The sequence below is a fragment of the Acrocarpospora pleiomorpha genome (assembly GCF_009687885.1).
GTDB classification, from domain to species: Bacteria; Actinomycetota; Actinomycetes; order Streptosporangiales; family Streptosporangiaceae; genus Acrocarpospora; species Acrocarpospora pleiomorpha.
Genome location: NZ_BLAF01000028.1, coordinates 83,474 through 102,206, shown reverse-complemented (window position 1 = coordinate 102,206; position 18,733 = coordinate 83,474). Strand labels below are relative to the sequence as shown.

The following is an 18,733-nucleotide window of genomic DNA, read 5'->3' as shown; positions in this document are numbered from 1 at the left end:
TCAGCGAGAGCTATCCAAACCGTACCGAGACTCGTACCTGGTTTTCCTTCGCCGTCACTGGCCTTCGGCAAGGCCACCGCAGGTGAAGCCCTCCTCGCGCTCGGGGCTGAGCTGCAGGCTGCCGAGGTTGGTGGTCTCGATCGGACGGCGGAAGGTATCCAGCTTGTCGCAGTCGTAGAAGAGGTACGTGCCCTCGCTCTCACCCAGCAGCATCATCCAGCGGCCGTCGTAGAGCGGCTTGTCGTCCTCGGCGTTCTTCAATATGGCCCACTGGTCCTGGAATCCCAGGGTGTCGAGCAGCAGGTTGGACTGCCCGGTCCGCTGCACCTCCACCGCGCCGTACGACAGCTGCAGGATGAGCAGGAAGCCCAGGCCCAGCCCGGTCAGACCGCCGACGAGCACCTTCAACCCGGCGCGGCCGACAGGCTTACGGCGCAGCAGCCGGAACGGCACCAGGAACGTCAGCACGCCCAGCCCCACAGCGATGACGATCATGATGGTGAGGTCGAGGTCGCCGACGAAGTTGAAGAAACCCCAGTAGGTGGCGCCACACCACAGCGCGGCGATCAGCGCGGCCACCCACGGGCGCTTCCTGATGCCTCCCACGAGTTTCTCGCCGAAGCCGAACGTCACCTTGTTGATCAGCCAACCCAGTCCCACGATCAAGCCGAGGGCCGGGATGCCCAACAGCAGGACCAGCACCAACGTGCCCATGAGCCGGCCGAACAGCACCGACTGGTCGATCCCCGCCTGCTGCGGGCTGATGCCGAAGACCGCGTACACCTCCTCGATGCCGATGTAGAGGACCGCGTAAAGCGCGACGGCGATCGGGAGGACCACCGAGGCGATCCGTTCGAGTAGTTCGACGACGCTTCCACTGGCTTCCTTGTCAGCCTGGACGTCATCGCTGGAAGGCGAAAGGTTAGCGGTGTTTTCCACCGGTATGTTCTGATCGATCACGGCGCAGGAGCCTACCGATCCAGATCCCTTGCGGTGGGCATTTCTGACATTTCCGCACGCAGAAAGTCAGCCTTTAGATGTCAAAAGACGGCCGCGCTCCCTAAGCCCTGCTTTCACCTGCGGATCGTCAGACATTGAAGCGGAACTCGACCACGTCGCCGTCGCGCATGATGTAGTCCTTGCCCTCGATCCTGGCCTTTCCGGCGGAGCGGGCGGAGGTCACGGAACCGGCCTCCATCAGGTCGTCGAAGGAGATCACTTCGGCCTTGATGAAGCCGCGCTGGAAGTCGGTGTGGATGACGCCGGCGGCCTCGGGGGCGGTGGAGCCCTTCTTGATCGTCCAGGCTCTGGTCTCCTTCGGGCCGGCGGTGAGGTAGGTCTGCAGGCCGAGGGTCTCGAAGCCGACGCGGGCCAGCTGGGAGAGGCCGGATTCGTCCTGACCGACCGACTGGAGGAGTTCGAGCGCCTCCTCGTCGGAGAGTTCCACCAGTTCGGACTCGATCTTGGCGTCCAGGAAGACGGCCTCGGCGGGGGCGACGATCGCGGACAGCCGGGTCCTGAGGTCGGTGTCGACCAGTTCGTCGGCGTCGAGGTTGAACACGTACAGGAAGGGCTTGGCGGTGAGCAGGTGGAGCTCGCGGAGGTCGGTCAGGTCCATGCCGGAGGCGTAGAGCGTGGTGCCGCCGTCGAGGATCTTGCTGGCCGTCTCGGCCGCGTCCAGGGCGGCCTTGCGGTCCTTGTTGGTCCTGGCCTCCTTCTGCAGGCGCGGCACGGCCTTCTCGATCGTCTGCAGGTCGGCCAGGATGAGCTCGGTGTTGATCGTCTCGATGTCCCGCTCAGGGGCGATGTCGCCGTCCACGTGGGTCACGTCGGGGTCGGTGAAGACCCGGATGACCTGGCAGATGGCGTCGGTCTCGCGGATGTTGGCGAGAAACTGGTTGCCGCGGCCCTGACCTTCCGAAGCGCCCTTCACCAAGCCCGCGATGTCCACGAACTCCACCTTGGCCGGGAGGATCCGGGCCGAGCCGTGGATGGTGGCGAGCTGGGCGAGACGCGCGTCGGGCACACCCACGATCCCCACGTTGGGCTCGATGGTGGCGAACGGGTAGTTGGCCGCCAGGGCGTTGGCGCTCTTGGTCAGCGCGTTGAAAAGGGTGGACTTGCCGACATTGGGCAGGCCGACGATCCCGATGCTCAGACTCACGGGATCCGAGTTTACCGGCCGGACGGGGAGCGCCTGAGCGTGCATGCCGTACGCAATGGGATGGAAACCCTAGGTAATCAGCGCACGCCGCGCAAGCGCGCCTCCCCCTTCTGCGGGGAAAGGACTGGGATCATCCCCCATGTGGACGTCATGGCTCTCGCAATCCAGCTCGCCCTCGGGTTGGCCGCCGGGCTGGCCATCGGATACACGCTCGGCCGGGGAAAGACCGGACGCGCCGCCGAGGAGACCGCGGCCAGGCTCGCCGACGCGGAGGCCCGGGCGCGGGCCGCGGAAGAGAAACTCGGCTATGTCGAGGGGCAGCTCACCGAGCGGTTCCAGGCCCTCTCCGCCCGCGCGCTCGACCTGAACAACCTGCGCTTCCTCGAACTCGCGGAGAACCGGCTCAACACCACCAGGGCCGAGGCCGCCGGGGATCTCGACCAGCGGCGGCAGGCGGTGGAGAACCTGGTCGCGCCGCTGCAGGAGACGCTGGCCCGGGTGCAGCACCAGCTGCGGGAGAGCGAGCTCGGGGCGCGCGGGGCCCGGGCCGAGCTGCAGCAGCAGATGGAGTTCGTGCGGCAGAGTTCGGAGCAGCTCCAGACGCAGACCCGCTCGCTCGTGCGGGCGCTGCAGCGGCCGGAGGCCCGGGGCCGGTGGGGGGAGCTCCAGCTGCGGCGGGTCGCGGAGATCGCCGGGATGGCCCGGTTCTGCGACTTCGACGAGCAGGTGACCGGGCACACCGCCGACGGCGCCGTCCGGCCTGACATGATCGTCCGGTTGAGTGGGGGCAAGAACATCGTGGTCGACTCCAAGGTGTCGCTCGCGGCGTACCTGGAGGCGGCCGAGGCGCAGGATCCGGAGCTGGCGGGGGCCCGGCTGGACGCGCACGCGCGGCATGTCCGCGAGCACGTGGACCGACTGGCCGCCAAGACCTACTGGCAGGCGTTCAGCCCCGCGCCCGAGTTCATGGTCCTGTTCATTCCCGGCGAGGCGTTCCTCGCCCCCGCCCTGGAGCGCGACCCCTCCCTCCTGGAGTACGCGATGAACAGGCGCGTGCACATCGCCACCCCCACCACTCTGATCACCATGCTCCGTACCGCACAGTACGCCTGGCAGCAGGCGGCGCTCAGCGAGAACGCCCGCGCGGTGTTCGACATCGGCAAGGAGCTTTACGACCGGCTTGGCGGGCTCGGGCGCAACGTGGACGCGCTCGGCAAGTCGTTGTCGAAGGCGGTCGCCGCGTACAACCGGACGGTGGGGTCGCTGGAGAACCGGGTGCTGGTGAGCGCCCGCCGCCTGAGTGATCTCGGCCTGGTGGACAGCCCATTGGCCACACCCGAACTGGTCGAGGAGCTGCCACGGCTGCTCTCCGTGCCGGAACTGGTGGAAGAAGAACAGGTAAGCGTCCCGCCACTGTCGCTGTAAAGCGGAAAGACCAGGCAAGCGCCCCTCCACTGCCCTGCAGCACGTGGGCACGCTGTACATCGAAAAGAACAGGCAAGCACTGCCCTGCAGCACGTGGGGACGCTGTACATAGAAAAGAACAGGTAAGCGCCCTTCCGCTATCGCTGCGGAGCGGGAAGAGCAGGTAAGCGCCCTCTTCCAGAGCTGTGGAACGGTAGGTTAGGGGGCTGGAGAAAGGGGGTTTCCGGCAATGAGGTTGACCGCGCGCGGCGCCATCACGCTGCTGTTCGTGATTACTCTCCTTGGCCAGCTCATCGCCCCCGGCCCCATCTTCCTCCTCGGCTGCGCGGCCGCCGTCACCCTGGTCAACCCCCGCGACCTGCTCCCCCTGGTCGTCACCCCACCCCTGATCTTTTTCCTGACGGCCCTCTTCATCGAGAGCATCCGCGCCCTCCGCACCACCCAATTCCTGCAATCCATGGCCTTGGGCCTCTTCACGATCCTCTCCGCCGCCGCCCCCTGGCTCCTCGCCGGCTCCGCCCTCACCCTCGCCATCGCCTGGTACCGCGGCCTCCCCGCCAACATCCGCACCTTCCGCCTAGCCCACGCCCACCGCGTCCCCAAACCCCGCCAAAGCCGCGAAACCACCCCCACGTACGCAGCCGAACCCGAAGGCTATTTCGAACCCCGCCTCTACGGCTCCACCAAAGAAGACTGACCTCCGGCACCGCCCCGGCGAGAACCCGCCCCAAAGCCAACCGGCATCAGCAACGCTTTGGCCTCGCCCCTGGCACAACCTCTTGGCACCGGTACGGCGAGAACTCCACACGCAGATAAACGGCGCAAGATAACGGCGAGCAACCCGGTGCTGGGGGCTTGGGCTGGGGGTCCGGGCTTGTGGGTTGTTAGGCGCGGAGGTTTTTGCGGAGTTCGTGGGGGAGGGCGAAGCGCATGCGTTCCTGGACGGATTCGACTTCTTCGACGTCGGTGAAGCCGTGGGTGGCGAGTTTGCGGAGGACGCCGTCGACCAGGATTTCGGGGACCGAGGCACCGCTGGTGAGGCCGATGGTGGTGACGCCGTCGAGCCAGGTGTCGTCGATGTGGGAGGCGTCGTCGACCAGGTAGGAGGCTTTGGCGCCATAGTCGAGGGCCACTTCGACCAGGCGCTTGGAGTTGGAGGAGTTCTCGGAGCCGACCACGAGCACCAGCTGGGACTGGGCGGCGATCTCCTTGACGGCGGTCTGGCGGTTGGACGTCGCGTAGCAGATGTCGTCGCTGGGCGGGTCGATAAGGTTGGGGAAGCGCTCTTTGAGGCGGCTGACGGTCTCCGTCGTCTCGTCGACGGAGAGGGTGGTCTGCGAGAGCCAGACGACCTTCCGCGGGTCACGGACGGATACTGTCCCGACGCCATCCAGGCCATCGACGAGTTGCACATGATCGGGTGCTTCCCCGGCGGTGCCTTCGACCTCTTCGTGGCCTTCGTGACCGATCAGCAGGATGTCATAGTCCTGGGCGGCGAACCTCTTGGCCTCATTGTGGACCTTGGTGACCAACGGGCAGGTGGCGTCAATGGTCTTCAGCCGACGACGGGCAGCCTCGTCGTGCACGGCAGGAGCCACCCCATGCGCGGAAAAGACCACGATCGCCCCTTCCGGGACCTCCTCGGTCTCATCGACGAAGATCGCACCACGCCCTTCCAGGGTTCTCACCACATGCGTGTTGTGCACGATCTGTTTGCGGACGTAGATTGGCGCCCCATACTGCGCGAGGGCCTTCTCCACCGCCTCGACAGCACGATCCACCCCCGCGCAGTACCCACGCGGCTTCGCCACCAGCACACGTCTACGGTCCGGAATGCTCGCGGGGGTCTGTGAGGTCATGGTCTCATGCTACGTGGAGCGTCAGCCGCATCCTGACCTCACGTCGACTTGACCCAATAAGACACTTTCCAGGAGCCGCGATGTCTCTCCTTCGAACTTTGACCAAACCTCTCCGTGACGCGTACGACCATCGCGGCGAAATCATGGAGAAGGCCAAGGACCTCCCGATGGCGGTCCTCCAGACCGCCCTCAGCGGCGTGGGCCACGCCCTCCTCATCGGCGACCGCGTCCGCTCCACCATCCGACGCCTGGGCGCCCCCGAGGAGAAGCCCGGTAAATCCCCCACTTCAGAAGCCGAGAAACCGGCCCGCCGCGAGCCTGTCATCTTCGCCCCCCGCCCAACGGCACCCGCCGCCGATCTCAACCAAGAACCCGAACCAGCACCCAAGCCGGCAGCCGAACCCCAGCCGACCGCCGAACCCAAACTGGACTCCGTACCCAAACCGAAAGCCGAGCCCAAGCCGGCAGCCGAACCCCTGCCCAACGTTGAGCCCAAACTGAACTCCACACCCAAGCCAAAGGCCGAACCCGAGCCCAAGGCCGAGCCCAAGCCGAAAGCCGCACCCCGGCCGAGCGCTGAACCCAAACTGGACTCCGCGCCTAAGCCGGTTGCCGAGCCCAAGCCGAACGCTGAACTCGACTCCGCGTCCAAGCCGGTCGCCGAGCCCCAGGCGGACACCGCCGTCGTCACGCCCGCCAAGAAGGCTGCCCCGGCTGAGCCCATCCCCGGGTATGCCGACTTGACGATCGCCTCCCTCCGCGCCCGCATGCGCGGAAAGTCCGCCCTCGAAATCCAGCAATTGATCGCCTACGAAGAGGCGACCTCCGCCCGCCCCGAAGTCACCACCATGTACCGCAACCGCCTGACAAAGCTCGAATCCGGAATCTGACCCAACGCCCGGCGAGGATCAGGTCGCCGAGACGAGGGCCGAACCCACGGCGGTGAAGCGGGTCGCCTGGTTCGACCAAGCCCCACCTCGTGGAAATCACCGCCAAATCGCGTGAACCGGCCGACGCTGAAATCACCTGGGCGTCGGCATACTGAGCGTTTCGGGGCGGGCACCCGCACGGCGAAAACGGACGCCGTTGGGTGAACGCCCCGTACGACAGTACGAACACGAGTCCCGCACGCGGGAGGCGGAAATGACAGGAATCTCCCGCACAACGGGACGGGACATCACGCCGTGAACACCTAAAACGACCGTCGCAGGCTGAACGCCAGAGTGTCGTGGGGATAGGCGATCTAGGACCTGTCCCGCCGATTACGTGAACGGACCTATCTGACGAAACGAGCAAGAACGGGGCAGGCCTTAGTGAACGGTGCGTTTCGCCTCCCAAACGGGGGCGGGGCGGATGGCAAACCGGGTCCTGTCGCTGGGCCAGGCGTTCCTGGAACCAGTGCCGCGTCAGGCAACATTCGCTCAGACGCGAGTGATGCCCTTTGTGATACTTTCGGCGTCGCCGTGCACCGCTACGAACTCGAGGAGGTGAGACCGATCAACACTGTGACAGATCGGGGCTCCCTCCCTTGCATGGTCTAGGGAGCGCCCGCAGAAGGCATCCCGAAAGGCTTGAAACGCTATGCGCTTCACCTCCCAGACGTCGTTGGACGGCGTCACCGAACAGCTATTCACCCTCGGCGAGATCCCCGGTGTGCTGTGGACGCCGGAAGACGCCCTCGGCACTCGTCCCCTGATCGTGATGGGGCACGGCGGCGGGCAACACAAGAAGGCCCCCGGCATCCTGGCCCGCGCGCGCCGCTTCGTCACCGAGGGCGGTTTCGCGGTCGCCGCGGTCGACGTGCCCAACCACGGCGAGCGGCCGAAGAACGAGGAGTTGGACCGGATCGCAACCGAGAACCGGGCCCGTATAGCCGCAGGAGAGGATACGGCTGCGCTGGTCGCCGCCATGCACGCTCTCGTGGCCGGGCAGGTCGTCGCGGAATGGCAGGCGGTCCTGACCGCGGTCCAACAACTCGACCATGTCGGCGGCGGTCCGGTGGGCTATTGGGGCGTGTCGATGGGCTGCGGGCTCGGTGTGCCGTTCGTCGCCGCAGAACCCCGAGTCAGCGCCGCGGTGCTGGGCCTGCTCGGGTCGCCCGCGCTGGCCGAGACCGCCGCGCGGATCACCGTACCGGTGCAATTTCTGGTCCAGTGGGACGATGAGCGGGCACCGCGGGCCCAGAGTCTGGCGTTGTTCGATGCCTTCGGTTCAGCCGAGAAGACGCTGCACGCCAACCCCGGCAAGCACGGAGATCTGCCGCGGTTCGCGACGGACGACTCGCTGCGGTTCTTCTCCCGGCATCTGGCCTGATACCCCGCTGTAGTCCTCGGCGCGCCGGTCGTGATCCGTTCACGGCCGGCGCGTTCGCGTCAGCCTGTTCGGCATGGCCGAACAGGTGCAGGTGCGGGAGATCATCGATGGGAGAGTTGGGGCGGCGGGCTGTTCTGTCGGTGGGGGTGGCTACGCTGCCGGGCGTAGGTGGATGCGGTGCGTGAGCGGGGACCAGGAGGGGTAGTGGGCGCGAAGACGTCTCCGGAGGAGCCGTTGCCGGTTCGGTCCGTGCTGCAGATGGTGGCGCAGTGGATTGGGCGGTTGGGCACGATCTGGGTTGAGGGGCAGATCACCGAGTTGACGGCGCGGGGCGGGACCGTGTTCATGACCTTGCGGGATCCGGTGGCGAATGTGTCGGCGCGGGTGACTTGTGCGCGGACTGTGTATGAGGCGAGTTTGCCGAGGCCGGTCGATGGGGCTCGGGTGGTTGTGCATGTGAAGGCCGACTTCTGGGTCAATCGGGGGTCGTTCGCATTCACGGCGTTGGAGATCCGGCCGGTGGGGGTCGGGGAGTTGCTGGCTCGGTTGGAGCGGTTGAGGCAGGTGCTCGCCGCGGAAGGGCTGTTCAACACCGATCGCAAACGGCGGTTGCCGTTCCTGCCCGGCACGGTGGGGTTGATCTGCGGGCGGGATTCCGCGGCCGAGCGGGATGTGCTGGAGAACGCGCGCCGCCGCTGGCCGGCCGTGCGGTTCAAGATCGAGGCGGTGGCCGTTCAGGGGTCGTTCGCGGTCGCCGAAGTGAGCGAGGCGCTGCGGAAGCTGGACGCCGATCGAGAGGTCGACGTCATCATCGTGACCAGGGGTGGCGGCTCGCTGGAGGATCTGCTGCCGTTCTCCGACGAGTCGCTGGTGCGAGCGGTCGCGGCTTGCCGCACGCCGGTGGTGAGCGCGATCGGTCATGAGCAGGACAGTCCGCTGCTGGATCTGGTGGCTGATCTGCGGGCGTCGACGCCCACGGACGCGGCCAAGAAGGTCGTCCCTGATGTGGGAGAGCAGCTGACGCTCGTCCGGCAGCTCAGGGATCGTGGGCGCCGGGTGGTCGGCGGCTGGCTGGATCGCGAGCAGCACTGGCTCCAGTCGGTCCGATCACGGCCGTCCCTGTCGGATCCGGTGCGGGAGCTCGATCGCCGCGCCGAGCAGGTGGACGCCCTCCGCGACCGCTCCCGCCGCTGCCTCACCGGTTCCCTGGACCGTTCGGCCGACAGCCTGGAACATCTCAGAGCCCGCCTGGTCGCCCTGTCACCCGCCGCCACCCTCGAACGCGGCTACGCCATCGTGCAACGCCCCTCCGGCGAGGTCGTCCGCCGCGCCGCCGACCTCTCCCCCGGGAACGATCTCACCCTCCGCCTGCCCGACGACCGCGTCTCGGTGACCGTCACCGAGACCGCCCCCTAGGGTGGTGCCGTGGCCCAGGACAAGCAGACCCCGTCGTACGAGCAGGCGCGCGAGGAACTCACCGAGGTGGTCCGCCGCCTCGAAACCGGCGGCCTCACCCTGGAGCAGTCCATCGAACTCTGGGAACGCGGCGAAAAACTGGCCGCCGTCTGCGAAGAATGGCTCCAGGGAGCCCGAGCCAAACTAGCCGCCGCCCTAGCCCAACGAGAAACCCCCCACCCCAACAACTCCGACGAAGCCCCCTTCTAACCCAAACCCCCAGCCCGGCAGCGCCCCCAGCCACGTCAACGAGGTGGCAGCGGCATTCTGTGGGGTGATTTAAGACCGCCCCACCAGACGCAAGCGCTCCCGCCCTCGGGGACCATCCGGCCGATAAAGACTGCGCCGGACCGGAACTATCTGCCAGGTGGGCCGTCTGGGATCTGAGTTACTCGCCGGGGGCGGGCTCTTTGTCAGGCGGCGTGCGTGACTCGAAGAGTTTGTAGAGGCCGGAAACTCCGATGCCGATCACGAGAAGTATTCCGGGCGGGTTCAAGAAGCCCTGGAAGCCTGCGAGGGCAGCCGCGATCATGAGCGCGACAATGAGGCCGGCGATGATGTAGCGGACCGGGTTGGTCATGCCCTCTTCCTCCGTGGCCGGATCGCTGGAGAGATGTTCTCCATGGCCTCATTGGAGAGCCCGCGGCTTGCACGAAGCTTGATGACCACCTGCGAATGCCGAAGCAACAACGCCACTCATGCGACCGACCGGCGGGGCGTGCTCGGAGTCAGGGGTGTTTAGGAGGCTGAGGGTTTGGGGGCGGGGGTGAGGATGGTGGCTAGGGCGGTTAGTTCGGGCCAGTCGGCGGAGCCGGTGATGATGATGGTGTGGTCGGGGAGGATTCGGATTAGGGAGCGTTGGTTTTTGTCTGCGCGGAAGCGTTGTTGCCAGGTGGTGCCGGCTATTTGCTGGGTGCCGGTGACGGTGGTGGTGTTGGCCATTCGGGCGGCGAAGTCGGCGGTTGGGGTTTCGTTGCTCTGGGCGAGCATGGCGTGCATCTTGTTGGCGGTGGCGAAGCCGAGGCGCCAGGTCAGGGTGTTCTTGTCCTGGGTCACGCGGGAGCTGGTGGGGGTCCAGCCGGTGGGGACCTGGCGGGGGACTTCGACCGCGTAAGGCGCGAGGCGGGCCGCGTTCGCGGTGTCGATGCTGAAGTCCACCCGGGGAATGTGCTGGGTCCGGCTTTGCGGGGTGATCAGGAGGAACGCGCCTGCTGCCAATAGGCAGACGAACAATGCGAACGCGTAGCCGTAGAAACCCTGGGTGAATTGGCGCACGCCAATGGAGACTACCGGGCGGGGTCAGTGGGGGCGGATTCGGCTGATGATGAGGAGGGCGTCTTCGGCCATCCGGCTGGCGGCTTCGAGGTCGTCGGAGAGGGTGAGTTCCTGGACGACGGCGGCGAGGGCGCCGGTGATGACGACGACGAGGGCGTCCTCGTTCTCGAAGAGGGTGGCGTTGCGGCGGGCCCACTGGCGGAGGCGGTCGCGCATGATGACCTCGAAGCCGGGAGGGCCGTCGCCCCGGAGGAAGAGGGCGGCGAGGTCGCGTTCGGCCAGGCAGCCGTCGAGGTAGGCGCGGGCTCCGGCGAGGAACAGCGGCATGGGGTCGGATTCCCCGGAGAGCCGGGCGAGCTGGACGGCTTGTTTGGTGCGGTTTGTCTGGCGGGTTTGGAAGTCTTCGAAGAGCGCCCGATAGAGGTCGGCTTTGCCGGAGAAGTGATGATAGAGACTGCCGACACTGGCTCCGGCCCGCTGCACCACGTCGGTCACTCCGGCGTCGGCGAAGCCGCTGGTGATGAAGATCTCCCTGGCGGCGTCGAGAAGCGCGCCGCGGGTGGCGGCGCCGCGCTCGGACGTGCGCACGGTGACCGATCGTTCGGTGGCGCTCGTGTCGCTGCTCATGGTGGCGAGATTATCCTCCGCCGTCACTCCACGAGACCGAACCTTCGCTCTAGTCGGCCCTCGCAGCCCTTTGGGAAGACCCAACTATCTCTCCGGAAAGGCCGGGAGGGTGGTGACATGCCTTGTTGATCCCTGGTGGGCGTGTTGGGGAAGCCGGTCGTAGTCGGCTGAAGGGGGGCAATTACGATCGAATGTGTCGCTGCTGGGTAGGGAAGCACCATGTGAAGGAGTTCGATCATGGCTGATCAGACGGCTGTCCCCGGTGTGCTGGCGACTGGGGAGCATGTGCCGGACCGGAACCTGGCGTTGGAGCTCGTACGCGTTACCGAGGCGGCGGCCATGGCCAGCGCCCGGTGGGTAGGGCGCGGAGACAAGATCGGAGCCGATGGCGCGGCGGTCAACAGCATGCGCCAGCTGATCAACACGGTGTCGATGCGTGGGGTCGTAGTGATCGGCGAGGGCGAGAAGGACAACGCGCCCATGCTGTTCAACGGGGAGGAGGTCGGAGTCGGAACCGGGCCGGAGTGTGATGTGGCCGTGGATCCGATCGACGGCACCCGGCTGTGCGCGCTGGGCATGAACAACGCCATCTCGGTGATCGCCGTCAGCCCGCGCGGCTCGATGTACGACTCGTCCGCCGTCTTCTACATGGAGAAACTCGTCACCGGCCCGGAAGCGGCCGACTCCGTGGACATCAACGCCCCGGTGGCGCACAACATCGGCGCGGTCGCCCGGGCGAAGGGCGGCAAACCATCGGATGTGACGGTGGTCATCCTGGATCGACCCCGGCACGAGCAGATCGTGAAGGAGATCAGGGAGACCGGGGCCAGGATCAAGTTCATCACCGACGGCGACGTGGCCGGGGCGATCATGGCGGCCCGCGCGGGCACCGGCGTAGACCTGCTGCTCGGCATCGGCGGCACCCCCGAGGGCACGGTCGCGGCCTGCGCGATGAAGTGCCTGGGCGGGGTCATCCAGGGCAAGCTCTGGCCCCAGGACGACGCCGAACGCCGCCGCGCCCTGGACGCCGGGCTCGACCTCGACCAGGTCCTGCTCACCGATGACCTGGTCCGCTCCGACGACGTGTTCTTCGCCGCGACCGGCATCACCGACGGCGAACTCATGGGCGGCGTACGCTACCGAGGCGGCGCCGCCGTCACCCACTCCCTCGTCATGCGCGGCCGCTCCGGCACCATCCGCAAGATCGAAAGCGAACACCAACTCTGGAAGCTCGGCGCCTACAGCGCCATCAACTTCGACACCGCCCTCTGAATCAGCGGCGGAAGAAGCCTCGTTTGGGGGGTTTGGGGCAGCGGGCGATGACCTTGCCGCCGTACACGAAACCGGCGAGTTCGATGATCGGTGGGGAAGGGGAGTCCGGGGGGCGGGTTTCGTTTTTGAAGGAGCGGACGCGGGCGCCGGGGGCGGGGGTGACGAGGACGCCGTCGGGGACGAGGAGGGTGACGGTGCCGGCCATGACGGCGAGTTGCACGACCACGCGGTGAGATTGCAGGAGGGCGTCGCGGAGGTCGATGTTGACCTTGCCGCCGAACGAGGTGACCGGGATCTTGGCGGGGACGACCCAGCGTCCGCCCAGGTTCTCGGTGCGGAACAAGGCCATGACCGGGCGGTCGTGCATGACGATGGGCTGGGCTTCGGGGGGTAGCAGGTCGCGGGTGAGCTCGGCGAGCCCGCCCAGCGTCTGGGCCCGGTAGGCCGCCTCGACGCGCTCTTCGTGCTCGACGGGCGAGAGCCTGCCGTCGGCGAGCGCGTCGGTGAGCGCCATGATCACTCGCTCCCGGTCGGCGTCGGAGGCTCGCAGGTCCTGGGGTCTGGGGCCGCTGGTGTCGCGGGGGGCCACCCAGGCGGCGATCCAGTCGCGGAAATCGCGGAACTCACTGCTCACGCTCTGAGCCTAAGCGCTGACCCGAAGGTCCAGCACACCGTTGACCGCCGTCTCCGGCAGCTTTAGCCTGACGGAATCTTGAATGCCCCTCATGTTCACGGAGGCATCGTGGCCCCCTCCCCACGAGACCGGCAGGCACGGCTCGCCACCTTCGCCGTCTTCTTCGTCCAAGGTCTCACCTTCGCCACGCTCCTCACCCAGGTCGCGGCCCTCCAGGAAAAGCATCACCTGACCGAGGGCGAACTGACCCTGCTCCTGCTCGTGGTCCCCGTGATCGCGGGCGTCGGCAGCGTGCTCGCGGGCGCCCTCGCCGCCCGGTACGGCAGCCGCTGGATCCTCCGCGCGGTCCAGCCCTTGGCCTGCGTAGCCGTGGCGTTGTGCGGATTCGCGGCGAACGTCCCCCTCCTGATCGGCGCCTTGGTCCTGTTCGGAATCGGCCTCGGCGGCGTCGACGCCGGCATGAACATGCAGGGCACGGCCGTGGAACGCCGGTACGCCCGCCCGGTGATGACCAGTTTCCACGCCCTCTGGAGCGCCGCCGCCGTGATCGGTGCCGGTTGGGCGTCCCTGGCCGCCGACTCCGGCCTCACGCTCGGCCCGACCTTCACGATCGCCATGGTCCCCGGCATCGCCATTTCCCTGATCGCGTCCCACTGGCTCTGCACTCCAGCGGACGAACACGTCGAATCCACCACGCGGGCCCCCGGCCGATTCCCGTGGGCTCCGATCCTGCCGCTCTGCCTCGCGATGGCCTTCCTGTACGTCGGCGACTCCTCGATCTCCAATTTCGGCTCGGTCTACTTCGACAAGATCATGCTGTCGGAGGCGTGGCTGGTGCCGTGGGCGCTGGGCGCGTACCAGGCGACGACGTTCCTGGTCCGGGTCGGCGGGGATGTCGCGGTGCGCCGGTTCGGGCCGGTCGCGATCGTCAGGACCGGCGCGGTGGTGGCCACGCTGGGCTTCCTGGCGATCGTCGCCGCCCCCAGCGAGGCCCTGGCGATCGCCGGTTTCGCCCTCACTGGAGTTGGTCTGTCCGTGATCGCCCCGCAGTCCTTCTCTGCGGCGGGCCGCCTGGATCCGGCGGGCACGGGGATCGCCATCGCCCGGGTGAACATGTTCAACTATGTCGGGTTCATCGTCGGCGCGGCCCTGGTGGGCGGCATCGCGGACGCCGCCGACCTGCGGATCGCGTTCATCGCCCCGCTGGTGCTGGCCGCCGCGATCATCGTCCTGGCCCGCGGCTTCGCCCCGACAGCCGCGCCCGCCCGGTCAGCCCTCCCATCCGACAGCCCGCCCGTGCCATAAGCCCGCCCGGTCAGCCCTCCTGTGCGATAGCCCGTACGGCTGCCGCGATCCGATGTTCCGGCAGCCGCGCGAACCCGATCGCCAGCCCGTCGCCCGCTATCTCGGCGGCGAGGCCGTGGGCTTGCGCGGAGCGGGCGAAGGTGGCGGGATCGTCGAGTTCGGCGTAGAGGTGCAAGCCCGCGGAGATGCCGCGAACGCGGATGTCGGGGAAGTGTTCGGCGAGGGCTTGGACGAGGGCGTCCCGGCGGGTGCGGTATTCGCGGCGCATGCGGCGGAGATGTCGCTCGTATCCGCCTGATCTGATGAAATGCGCGAGGGTGTGCTGATCGATCACCGGGGAGCCGAGGTCGAGTTCGGCGCGCGCCAGCCGTACCGCGCGGGCCAGGGCGGGTGGGGCGGCGAGCCAGCCGAGGCGCAGGCCGGGGGCGAGGGCCTTGCTGACGCTGCCCGCGAAGACGACGTGGCCGGGGGCGAGGCCCTGCAGGCAGCCGACGGGGTCGCGGTCGAAGCGGAATTCGGCGTCGTAGTCGTCTTCCATGATCGTCGCCCCGGTCGCGGCGGCCCAGGCGACGAGTTCGGCCCTGCGGCGCGGGGACAAAACCACGCCCGTCGGATAGTGGTGCGCGGGCGTGACCAGCACGGCCTCAGCCCCGGTAAGGGTGAGCGCTTGCACATCCACGCCCTCATCGTCCACCGGCACCCCGACGAGGTCGGCTCCGGCGCGCCTGAGCAGGGGTTCCTGGCGGGCGCTCGTGGGCGATTCCGTGGCCAGCATGATCGGGCCGCCCTTCGCCTGAGCGAGTACGGTCACCAGCAAACTGAGCCCTTGCGCGACCCCGGTGACGATCACGATGTCGCCAGGCGTGACGTCAGCGGCGCGTACCCGACGGAGGTAGGCGGCCAGCTCCACCCGCAACTCCAGCACTCCACCCGGATCCCCGTAATCCAGCCCATCGTTCGGCAACGTGGCCAGCACCTGCCGCAACGCCGCCGACCAGGCCCGCCGCGGAAACGACCCCAAATCCGGAGATGTCGGCCGATGCGCAAAGGGCTCCTCCGGCGGAACCGCCGAATGTTCCCGCTCGGAACGCCCCGCCGTCACCGCCACCCGCGTCCCAGCCCCGATCCGCGACTCCAGAAACCCTTCCGCGACCAGCTGCTCATACGCCTCGACCACCACCCCCCGCGAAACCCCAAGATCCCTGGCCAGATCCCGGCTCGCCGGCAACCGAGCACCCGGAGCAAGCCGCCCACACCGCACCGATTCCCGCAACTCCCGCGCGATCTGCCCCGCGATCCCCCCGGCCTCCCGATCAATCTCCACATGAAGATCAGCCAATTGGTCCTCAATTCCCGCACGTAATTGGACTCATAGCGAGAACCATTGCATCCCTAGCATCGTGCGACATGACCACGGATATCAAGACAGCCCATGCCCCAGACCTCCAGGCCGTCGCCATGGCCGCAGGCGCGATGTTCATGGTGGGCACCCTCGCGGCCGTCTCCGACGTGATCCAGGACTACCCCCTCTACGGCGGCCAGGCCATCCGCTACGCGGTCGCCGCCCTGGTCCTGTTCGCGACCGCGAACGCCATGGATGCGAAGAGGGCGCGGGAGGCCGGTCGGCGGACGCGAGCACTTAACAGAATGAACAGGTCGCGGGTCCTCTCGCCGTTATCCGGCGCCGTTAACGCTGGTGATAGTTCTCACCGCACCGGCGCCAAGAGCGACCGCCGCATTCTGTCAGTTGGTCCCAATGGCGCGGATCAGGCGCGTGTGAATGCGGCGCTGCTGGCGCGCGACCTCAGCGGCCAAACACAGGCGAATGACGCGGGTCAGGCGCGAGTAGATGCGGCGCGGCCGGCACAAGGCCTCAGCGGCCAAACACACGCGAATGCCGACGGGCGGGCATATACGGATGCCGCACCTGGTGGCCGGAATGGCGACGTTCGGGTGAGGTTGACGGCGCGGGATCGCGTGCTGCTTGTGTTGCTCTCGCTCACTGGGCTTGTGATCTTCAATATTTGCGTGATCGAGTCTGCTCGGCATGCAGGGCCCGCGCTGGTCGGGACCGTTCTTGGGACCGTGCCGTTGGCGTTGGCGTTGTGTGCGCCGATTCCGGCCATGCTGAGCCGGGTCAGGCCGACGCCGCCGTCCAGGCGGATTCTGATCGCCGCAGCCGTCGTCGTGGCCGGGGCCACGCTCGCGACCGGGCTGGGATCGGGGACCCCGGCCGCGTTGCTGTGGGCGTTGGGTGCGCTCGTCTGTGAGGTGTGCTTCTCGTTGCTGGCATTGCCGCTGTTGCCGAAATTGGGGGCGATCAGGGTGTCGGCGTATTCGTCGGCGCTGGCCGTGCCGTCGCTGCTCGTGCTCGGGGTGGTCTTCGACGGGTCGGGGATCCTGCGAGTTCCGACGCTCGCGGAAGCGCTCGGGCTGGGGTATCTGGCGCTGATCGTGACAACCGGGTTCCTTCTCTGGTACAGCGCGTTGCCCCGGCTCGGCCCGGGGAAGGCGGGATTGTTCGCCGGGATGATCCCGGTTGGCGCGATCGGCACGGGAGTCGTGCTCGGCCTTGGAGTGCCGTCTGTCGCGGACCTCGCGGGAGCGGCCCTCGTGATCGTCGGGATACTCCTCGGACTGCGGCCGGAGCGAGGGGTCGTACAGTGAACGGCGAGTGGACACCCCGCACGGAGGATCAAAGACGATGCCCGAGTTCGACTACACCGACCTGCTGCCGCTGGGCGCGGACGAGACCGAATACCGTCTGATCACCGCGGAGGGGGTGCGGGTCGTCGAGGGGGCGGGGCGCCGGTTCCTGGAGGTCGACCCGGAGGCGCTCCGGCTGCTCACCGAAACCGCAATTCACGATATTTCCCATTACCTCCGCGCCTCCCACCTCGCCCAGCTCCGCAAGATCATCGAAGACCCCGAATCGAGCGGCAACGACCGTTTCGTCGCGCTTGACCTGCTCAAGAACGCCTCCATCTCGGCCGGCGGCGTGCTCCCCATGTGCCAGGACACCGGCACCGCGATCGTCATGGGCAAACGCGGCCGCCACGTGCTCACCGACGGCCGCGACGCCGAGCACATCTCGCGCGGCGTCTACGACGCCTACACCAAGCTCAACCTGCGCTACTCCCAGATGGCCCCGCTGACCATGTGGGAGGAGAAGAACACCGGCACCAACCTCCCCGCCCAGATCGAGCTGTACGCCGAGGGCGACGACACCTACAAACTCCTGTTCATGGCCAAGGGCGGCGGCTCGGCCAACAAGTCCTTCCTCTACCAGGAGACCAAGGCCGTCCTCAACGAGAAGCGCATGCTCCAGTTCCTGGAGGAGAAGATCCGCTCGCTCGGCACGGCCGCGTGCCCGCCGTACCACCTGGCGGTCGTGGTCGGCGGCACCAGCGCCGAGCACGCGCTGAAGACCGCGAAGTACGCGAGCGCCCGCTACCTGGACAGCATCCCCACCGAGGGATCCCCCGCCGGGCACGGCTTCCGCGACCTGGAAATGGAGAAGAAGGTCTTCGAGCTCACCCAGAAGCTCGGCATCGGCGCCCAGTTCGGCGGCAAGTACTTCTGCCACGACGTCCGGGTGATCCGCCTGCCCCGGCACGGCGCATCCTGCCCGGTGGCGATCGCGGTCTCCTGCTCCGCCGACCGCCAGGCCCTGGCGAAGATCACCCCAGAAGGCGTGTTCCTGGAGCAACTGGAGACCGACCCGGCGCGTTTCCTGCCCGATACCACCGACGAGCACCTCTCCGACGACGTGGTCAGTATTAATCTCAACCGGCCCATGTCCGAAATACGAGCCGAGCTCACCAAGTACCCAGTCAAGACCCGCCTCAGCCTGACCGGACCGCTGGTCGTGGCCCGCGACATCGCACACGCCAAGATCGCCGATCTGCTGGACGGGGGCGGCGAGATGCCGCAGTACCTCAAGGATCACGCCGTCTACTACGCCGGCCCCGCCAAAACCCCCGAAGGGTACGCCTCCGGATCCTTCGGCCCCACCACCGCCGGCCGGATGGACTCCTACGTGGAGCGCTTCCAGGCGGCCGGGGGATCGATGGTCATGCTGGCCAAGGGCAACCGCTCCAAGCAGGTCACCGAGGCGTGCCAGAAGTTCGGCGGCTTCTACCTGGGTTCGATCGGCGGCCCGGCCGCCCGCCTCGCGCAGGATTGCATCAAGAAGGTCGAAGTCCTGGAATATCCGGAGTTGGGCATGGAAGCGGTCTGGCGGATCGAGGTCGTCGACTTCCCCGCCTTCATCGTCGTGGACGACAAGGGTCAGGACTTCTTCCAGGACACCACCGGCCCCGTGTTGACCATCGGCAGGCGTTGAACGACCGTCCTGACCGGATTTGACAGAAGATCTCGACAACTATTCGGCCAGGTGTCTAC

The 18,733-nt window shown here is 67.4% G+C and carries 18 protein-coding genes; 10 read left to right on the top strand and 8 right to left on the bottom strand.

Features of this window, described 5'->3' with window-relative positions:
• Positions 1-54: 54 nt before the first annotated feature.
• Both Aple_RS24840 and ychF read right to left on the bottom strand, forming a co-directional pair.
• Entirely contained in the window at positions 55-939 is an 885-nt protein-coding gene (locus Aple_RS24840) for a PrgI family protein (protein ID WP_170321647.1), read from the bottom strand.
• Positions 940-1,087: 148 nt separating this feature from the next.
• Positions 1,088-2,164, bottom strand: a complete 1,077-nt coding sequence (ychF, locus tag Aple_RS24835; protein WP_155347091.1) for a redox-regulated ATPase YchF — start codon at positions 2,162-2,164, stop codon at positions 1,088-1,090.
• A 150-nt stretch (positions 2,165-2,314) separates the two neighbouring features.
• Between ychF and Aple_RS24830 the strand changes: the two genes are divergently transcribed.
• Both Aple_RS24830 and Aple_RS24825 read left to right on the top strand, forming a co-directional pair.
• The gene (locus Aple_RS24830; RefSeq protein ID WP_373869626.1) at positions 2,315-3,589 is read left to right on the top strand and encodes a DNA recombination protein RmuC; all 1,275 of its coding nucleotides are present in this window, start codon (positions 2,315-2,317) and stop codon (positions 3,587-3,589) included.
• Positions 3,590-3,818: 229 nt separating this feature from the next.
• Entirely contained in the window at positions 3,819-4,286 is a 468-nt protein-coding gene (locus Aple_RS24825) for a DUF6542 domain-containing protein (RefSeq protein ID WP_155347089.1), read from the top strand.
• A gap of 187 nt (positions 4,287-4,473) precedes the next feature.
• On the opposite strand, the gene Aple_RS24820 is transcribed toward Aple_RS24825, so the two are convergent.
• Entirely contained in the window at positions 4,474-5,448 is a 975-nt protein-coding gene (locus Aple_RS24820; protein ID WP_155347088.1) for a 4-hydroxy-3-methylbut-2-enyl diphosphate reductase, read from the bottom strand.
• 98 nt (positions 5,449-5,546) lie between these two features.
• Between Aple_RS24820 and Aple_RS24815 the strand changes: the two genes are divergently transcribed.
• The 4 genes from Aple_RS24815 to Aple_RS24800 all read left to right on the top strand — a co-directional run bounded on the left by Aple_RS24815 (position 5,547) and on the right by Aple_RS24800 (position 9,426).
• Entirely contained in the window at positions 5,547-6,338 is a 792-nt protein-coding gene (locus tag Aple_RS24815; protein ID WP_155347087.1) for a hypothetical protein, read from the top strand.
• Between the two features lie 691 nt (positions 6,339-7,029).
• Positions 7,030-7,761 carry a dienelactone hydrolase family protein gene (locus Aple_RS24810; protein ID WP_155347086.1) on the top strand — a complete coding sequence of 244 codons (732 nt, stop codon included), beginning with the start codon at positions 7,030-7,032 and terminating at the stop codon, positions 7,759-7,761.
• A 204-nt stretch (positions 7,762-7,965) separates the two neighbouring features.
• On the top strand, positions 7,966-9,177 hold the full coding sequence (xseA, locus tag Aple_RS24805; RefSeq protein ID WP_155347085.1) for an exodeoxyribonuclease VII large subunit: 1,212 nt from the start codon (positions 7,966-7,968) through the stop codon (positions 9,175-9,177).
• 9 nt (positions 9,178-9,186) lie between these two features.
• Positions 9,187-9,426: an exodeoxyribonuclease VII small subunit gene (locus tag Aple_RS24800; protein WP_155347084.1), complete on the top strand. Its 240-nt coding sequence runs from the start codon at positions 9,187-9,189 to the stop codon at positions 9,424-9,426.
• A 178-nt stretch (positions 9,427-9,604) separates the two neighbouring features.
• Here Aple_RS24800 and Aple_RS24795 read toward each other — a convergent pair whose 3' ends face one another.
• From Aple_RS24795 to Aple_RS24785, 3 genes are all read right to left on the bottom strand, one after another.
• Positions 9,605-9,796 (bottom strand): hypothetical protein, encoded by a 192-nt coding sequence (locus Aple_RS24795; RefSeq protein ID WP_155347083.1) that lies wholly within the window; start codon positions 9,794-9,796, stop codon positions 9,605-9,607.
• 158 nt (positions 9,797-9,954) lie between these two features.
• Positions 9,955-10,491, bottom strand: coding sequence for a DUF4245 domain-containing protein (locus Aple_RS24790; RefSeq protein WP_155347082.1), 537 nt, complete (start codon positions 10,489-10,491; stop codon positions 9,955-9,957).
• A gap of 24 nt (positions 10,492-10,515) precedes the next feature.
• Positions 10,516-11,118, bottom strand: coding sequence for a TetR/AcrR family transcriptional regulator (locus tag Aple_RS24785; protein ID WP_155347081.1), 603 nt, complete (start codon positions 11,116-11,118; stop codon positions 10,516-10,518).
• A 237-nt stretch (positions 11,119-11,355) separates the two neighbouring features.
• Between Aple_RS24785 and glpX the strand changes: the two genes are divergently transcribed.
• Entirely contained in the window at positions 11,356-12,390 is a 1,035-nt protein-coding gene (gene glpX / locus Aple_RS24780) for a class II fructose-bisphosphatase (RefSeq protein ID WP_155347080.1), read from the top strand.
• Between the two features lies 1 nt (position 12,391).
• On the opposite strand, the gene Aple_RS24775 is transcribed toward glpX, so the two are convergent.
• Positions 12,392-13,024 carry a DUF1707 SHOCT-like domain-containing protein gene (locus Aple_RS24775; protein ID WP_246264755.1) on the bottom strand — a complete coding sequence of 211 codons (633 nt, stop codon included), beginning with the start codon at positions 13,022-13,024 and terminating at the stop codon, positions 12,392-12,394.
• Positions 13,025-13,132: 108 nt separating this feature from the next.
• On the opposite strand from Aple_RS24775, the gene Aple_RS24770 reads away from it, so the two are divergent.
• Positions 13,133-14,329: an MFS transporter gene (locus Aple_RS24770; RefSeq protein WP_155347079.1), complete on the top strand. Its 1,197-nt coding sequence runs from the start codon at positions 13,133-13,135 to the stop codon at positions 14,327-14,329.
• Between the two features lie 10 nt (positions 14,330-14,339).
• Here Aple_RS24770 and pdxR read toward each other — a convergent pair whose 3' ends face one another.
• On the bottom strand, positions 14,340-15,668 hold the full coding sequence (pdxR, locus tag Aple_RS24765) for a MocR-like pyridoxine biosynthesis transcription factor PdxR (RefSeq protein ID WP_155347078.1): 1,329 nt from the start codon (positions 15,666-15,668) through the stop codon (positions 14,340-14,342).
• Between the two features lie 68 nt (positions 15,669-15,736).
• Between pdxR and Aple_RS24760 the strand changes: the two genes are divergently transcribed.
• Positions 15,737-16,996: an EamA family transporter gene (locus Aple_RS24760; protein WP_246264754.1), complete on the top strand. Its 1,260-nt coding sequence runs from the start codon at positions 15,737-15,739 to the stop codon at positions 16,994-16,996.
• A 37-nt stretch (positions 16,997-17,033) separates the two neighbouring features.
• Entirely contained in the window at positions 17,034-18,674 is a 1,641-nt protein-coding gene (locus Aple_RS24755; RefSeq protein ID WP_155347077.1) for a fumarate hydratase, read from the top strand.
• Positions 18,675-18,733: the final 59 nt, after the last annotated feature.

What these genes read in the sequence shown, in the direction of transcription:
- Aple_RS24830 (WP_373869626.1), top strand. Translation starts at nt 2,315, where the DNA reads ATGGCTCTCGCAATCCAGCTCGCCCTCGGGTTGGCCGCCGGGCTGGCC.
- Aple_RS24825 (WP_155347089.1), top strand. Translation starts at nt 3,819, where the DNA reads ATGAGGTTGACCGCGCGCGGCGCCATCACGCTGCTGTTCGTGATTACT.
- Aple_RS24820 (WP_155347088.1), bottom strand. Translation starts at nt 5,448, where the DNA reads ATGACCTCACAGACCCCCGCGAGCATTCCGGACCGTAGACGTGTGCTG.
- Aple_RS24810 (WP_155347086.1), top strand. Translation starts at nt 7,030, where the DNA reads ATGCGCTTCACCTCCCAGACGTCGTTGGACGGCGTCACCGAACAGCTA.
- Aple_RS24795 (WP_155347083.1), bottom strand. Translation starts at nt 9,796, where the DNA reads ATGACCAACCCGGTCCGCTACATCATCGCCGGCCTCATTGTCGCGCTC.
- Aple_RS24785 (WP_155347081.1), bottom strand. Translation starts at nt 11,118, where the DNA reads ATGAGCAGCGACACGAGCGCCACCGAACGATCGGTCACCGTGCGCACG.
- glpX (WP_155347080.1), top strand. Translation starts at nt 11,356, where the DNA reads ATGGCTGATCAGACGGCTGTCCCCGGTGTGCTGGCGACTGGGGAGCAT.
- Aple_RS24760 (WP_246264754.1), top strand. Translation starts at nt 15,737, where the DNA reads ATGACCACGGATATCAAGACAGCCCATGCCCCAGACCTCCAGGCCGTC.
- Aple_RS24755 (WP_155347077.1), top strand. Translation starts at nt 17,034, where the DNA reads ATGCCCGAGTTCGACTACACCGACCTGCTGCCGCTGGGCGCGGACGAG.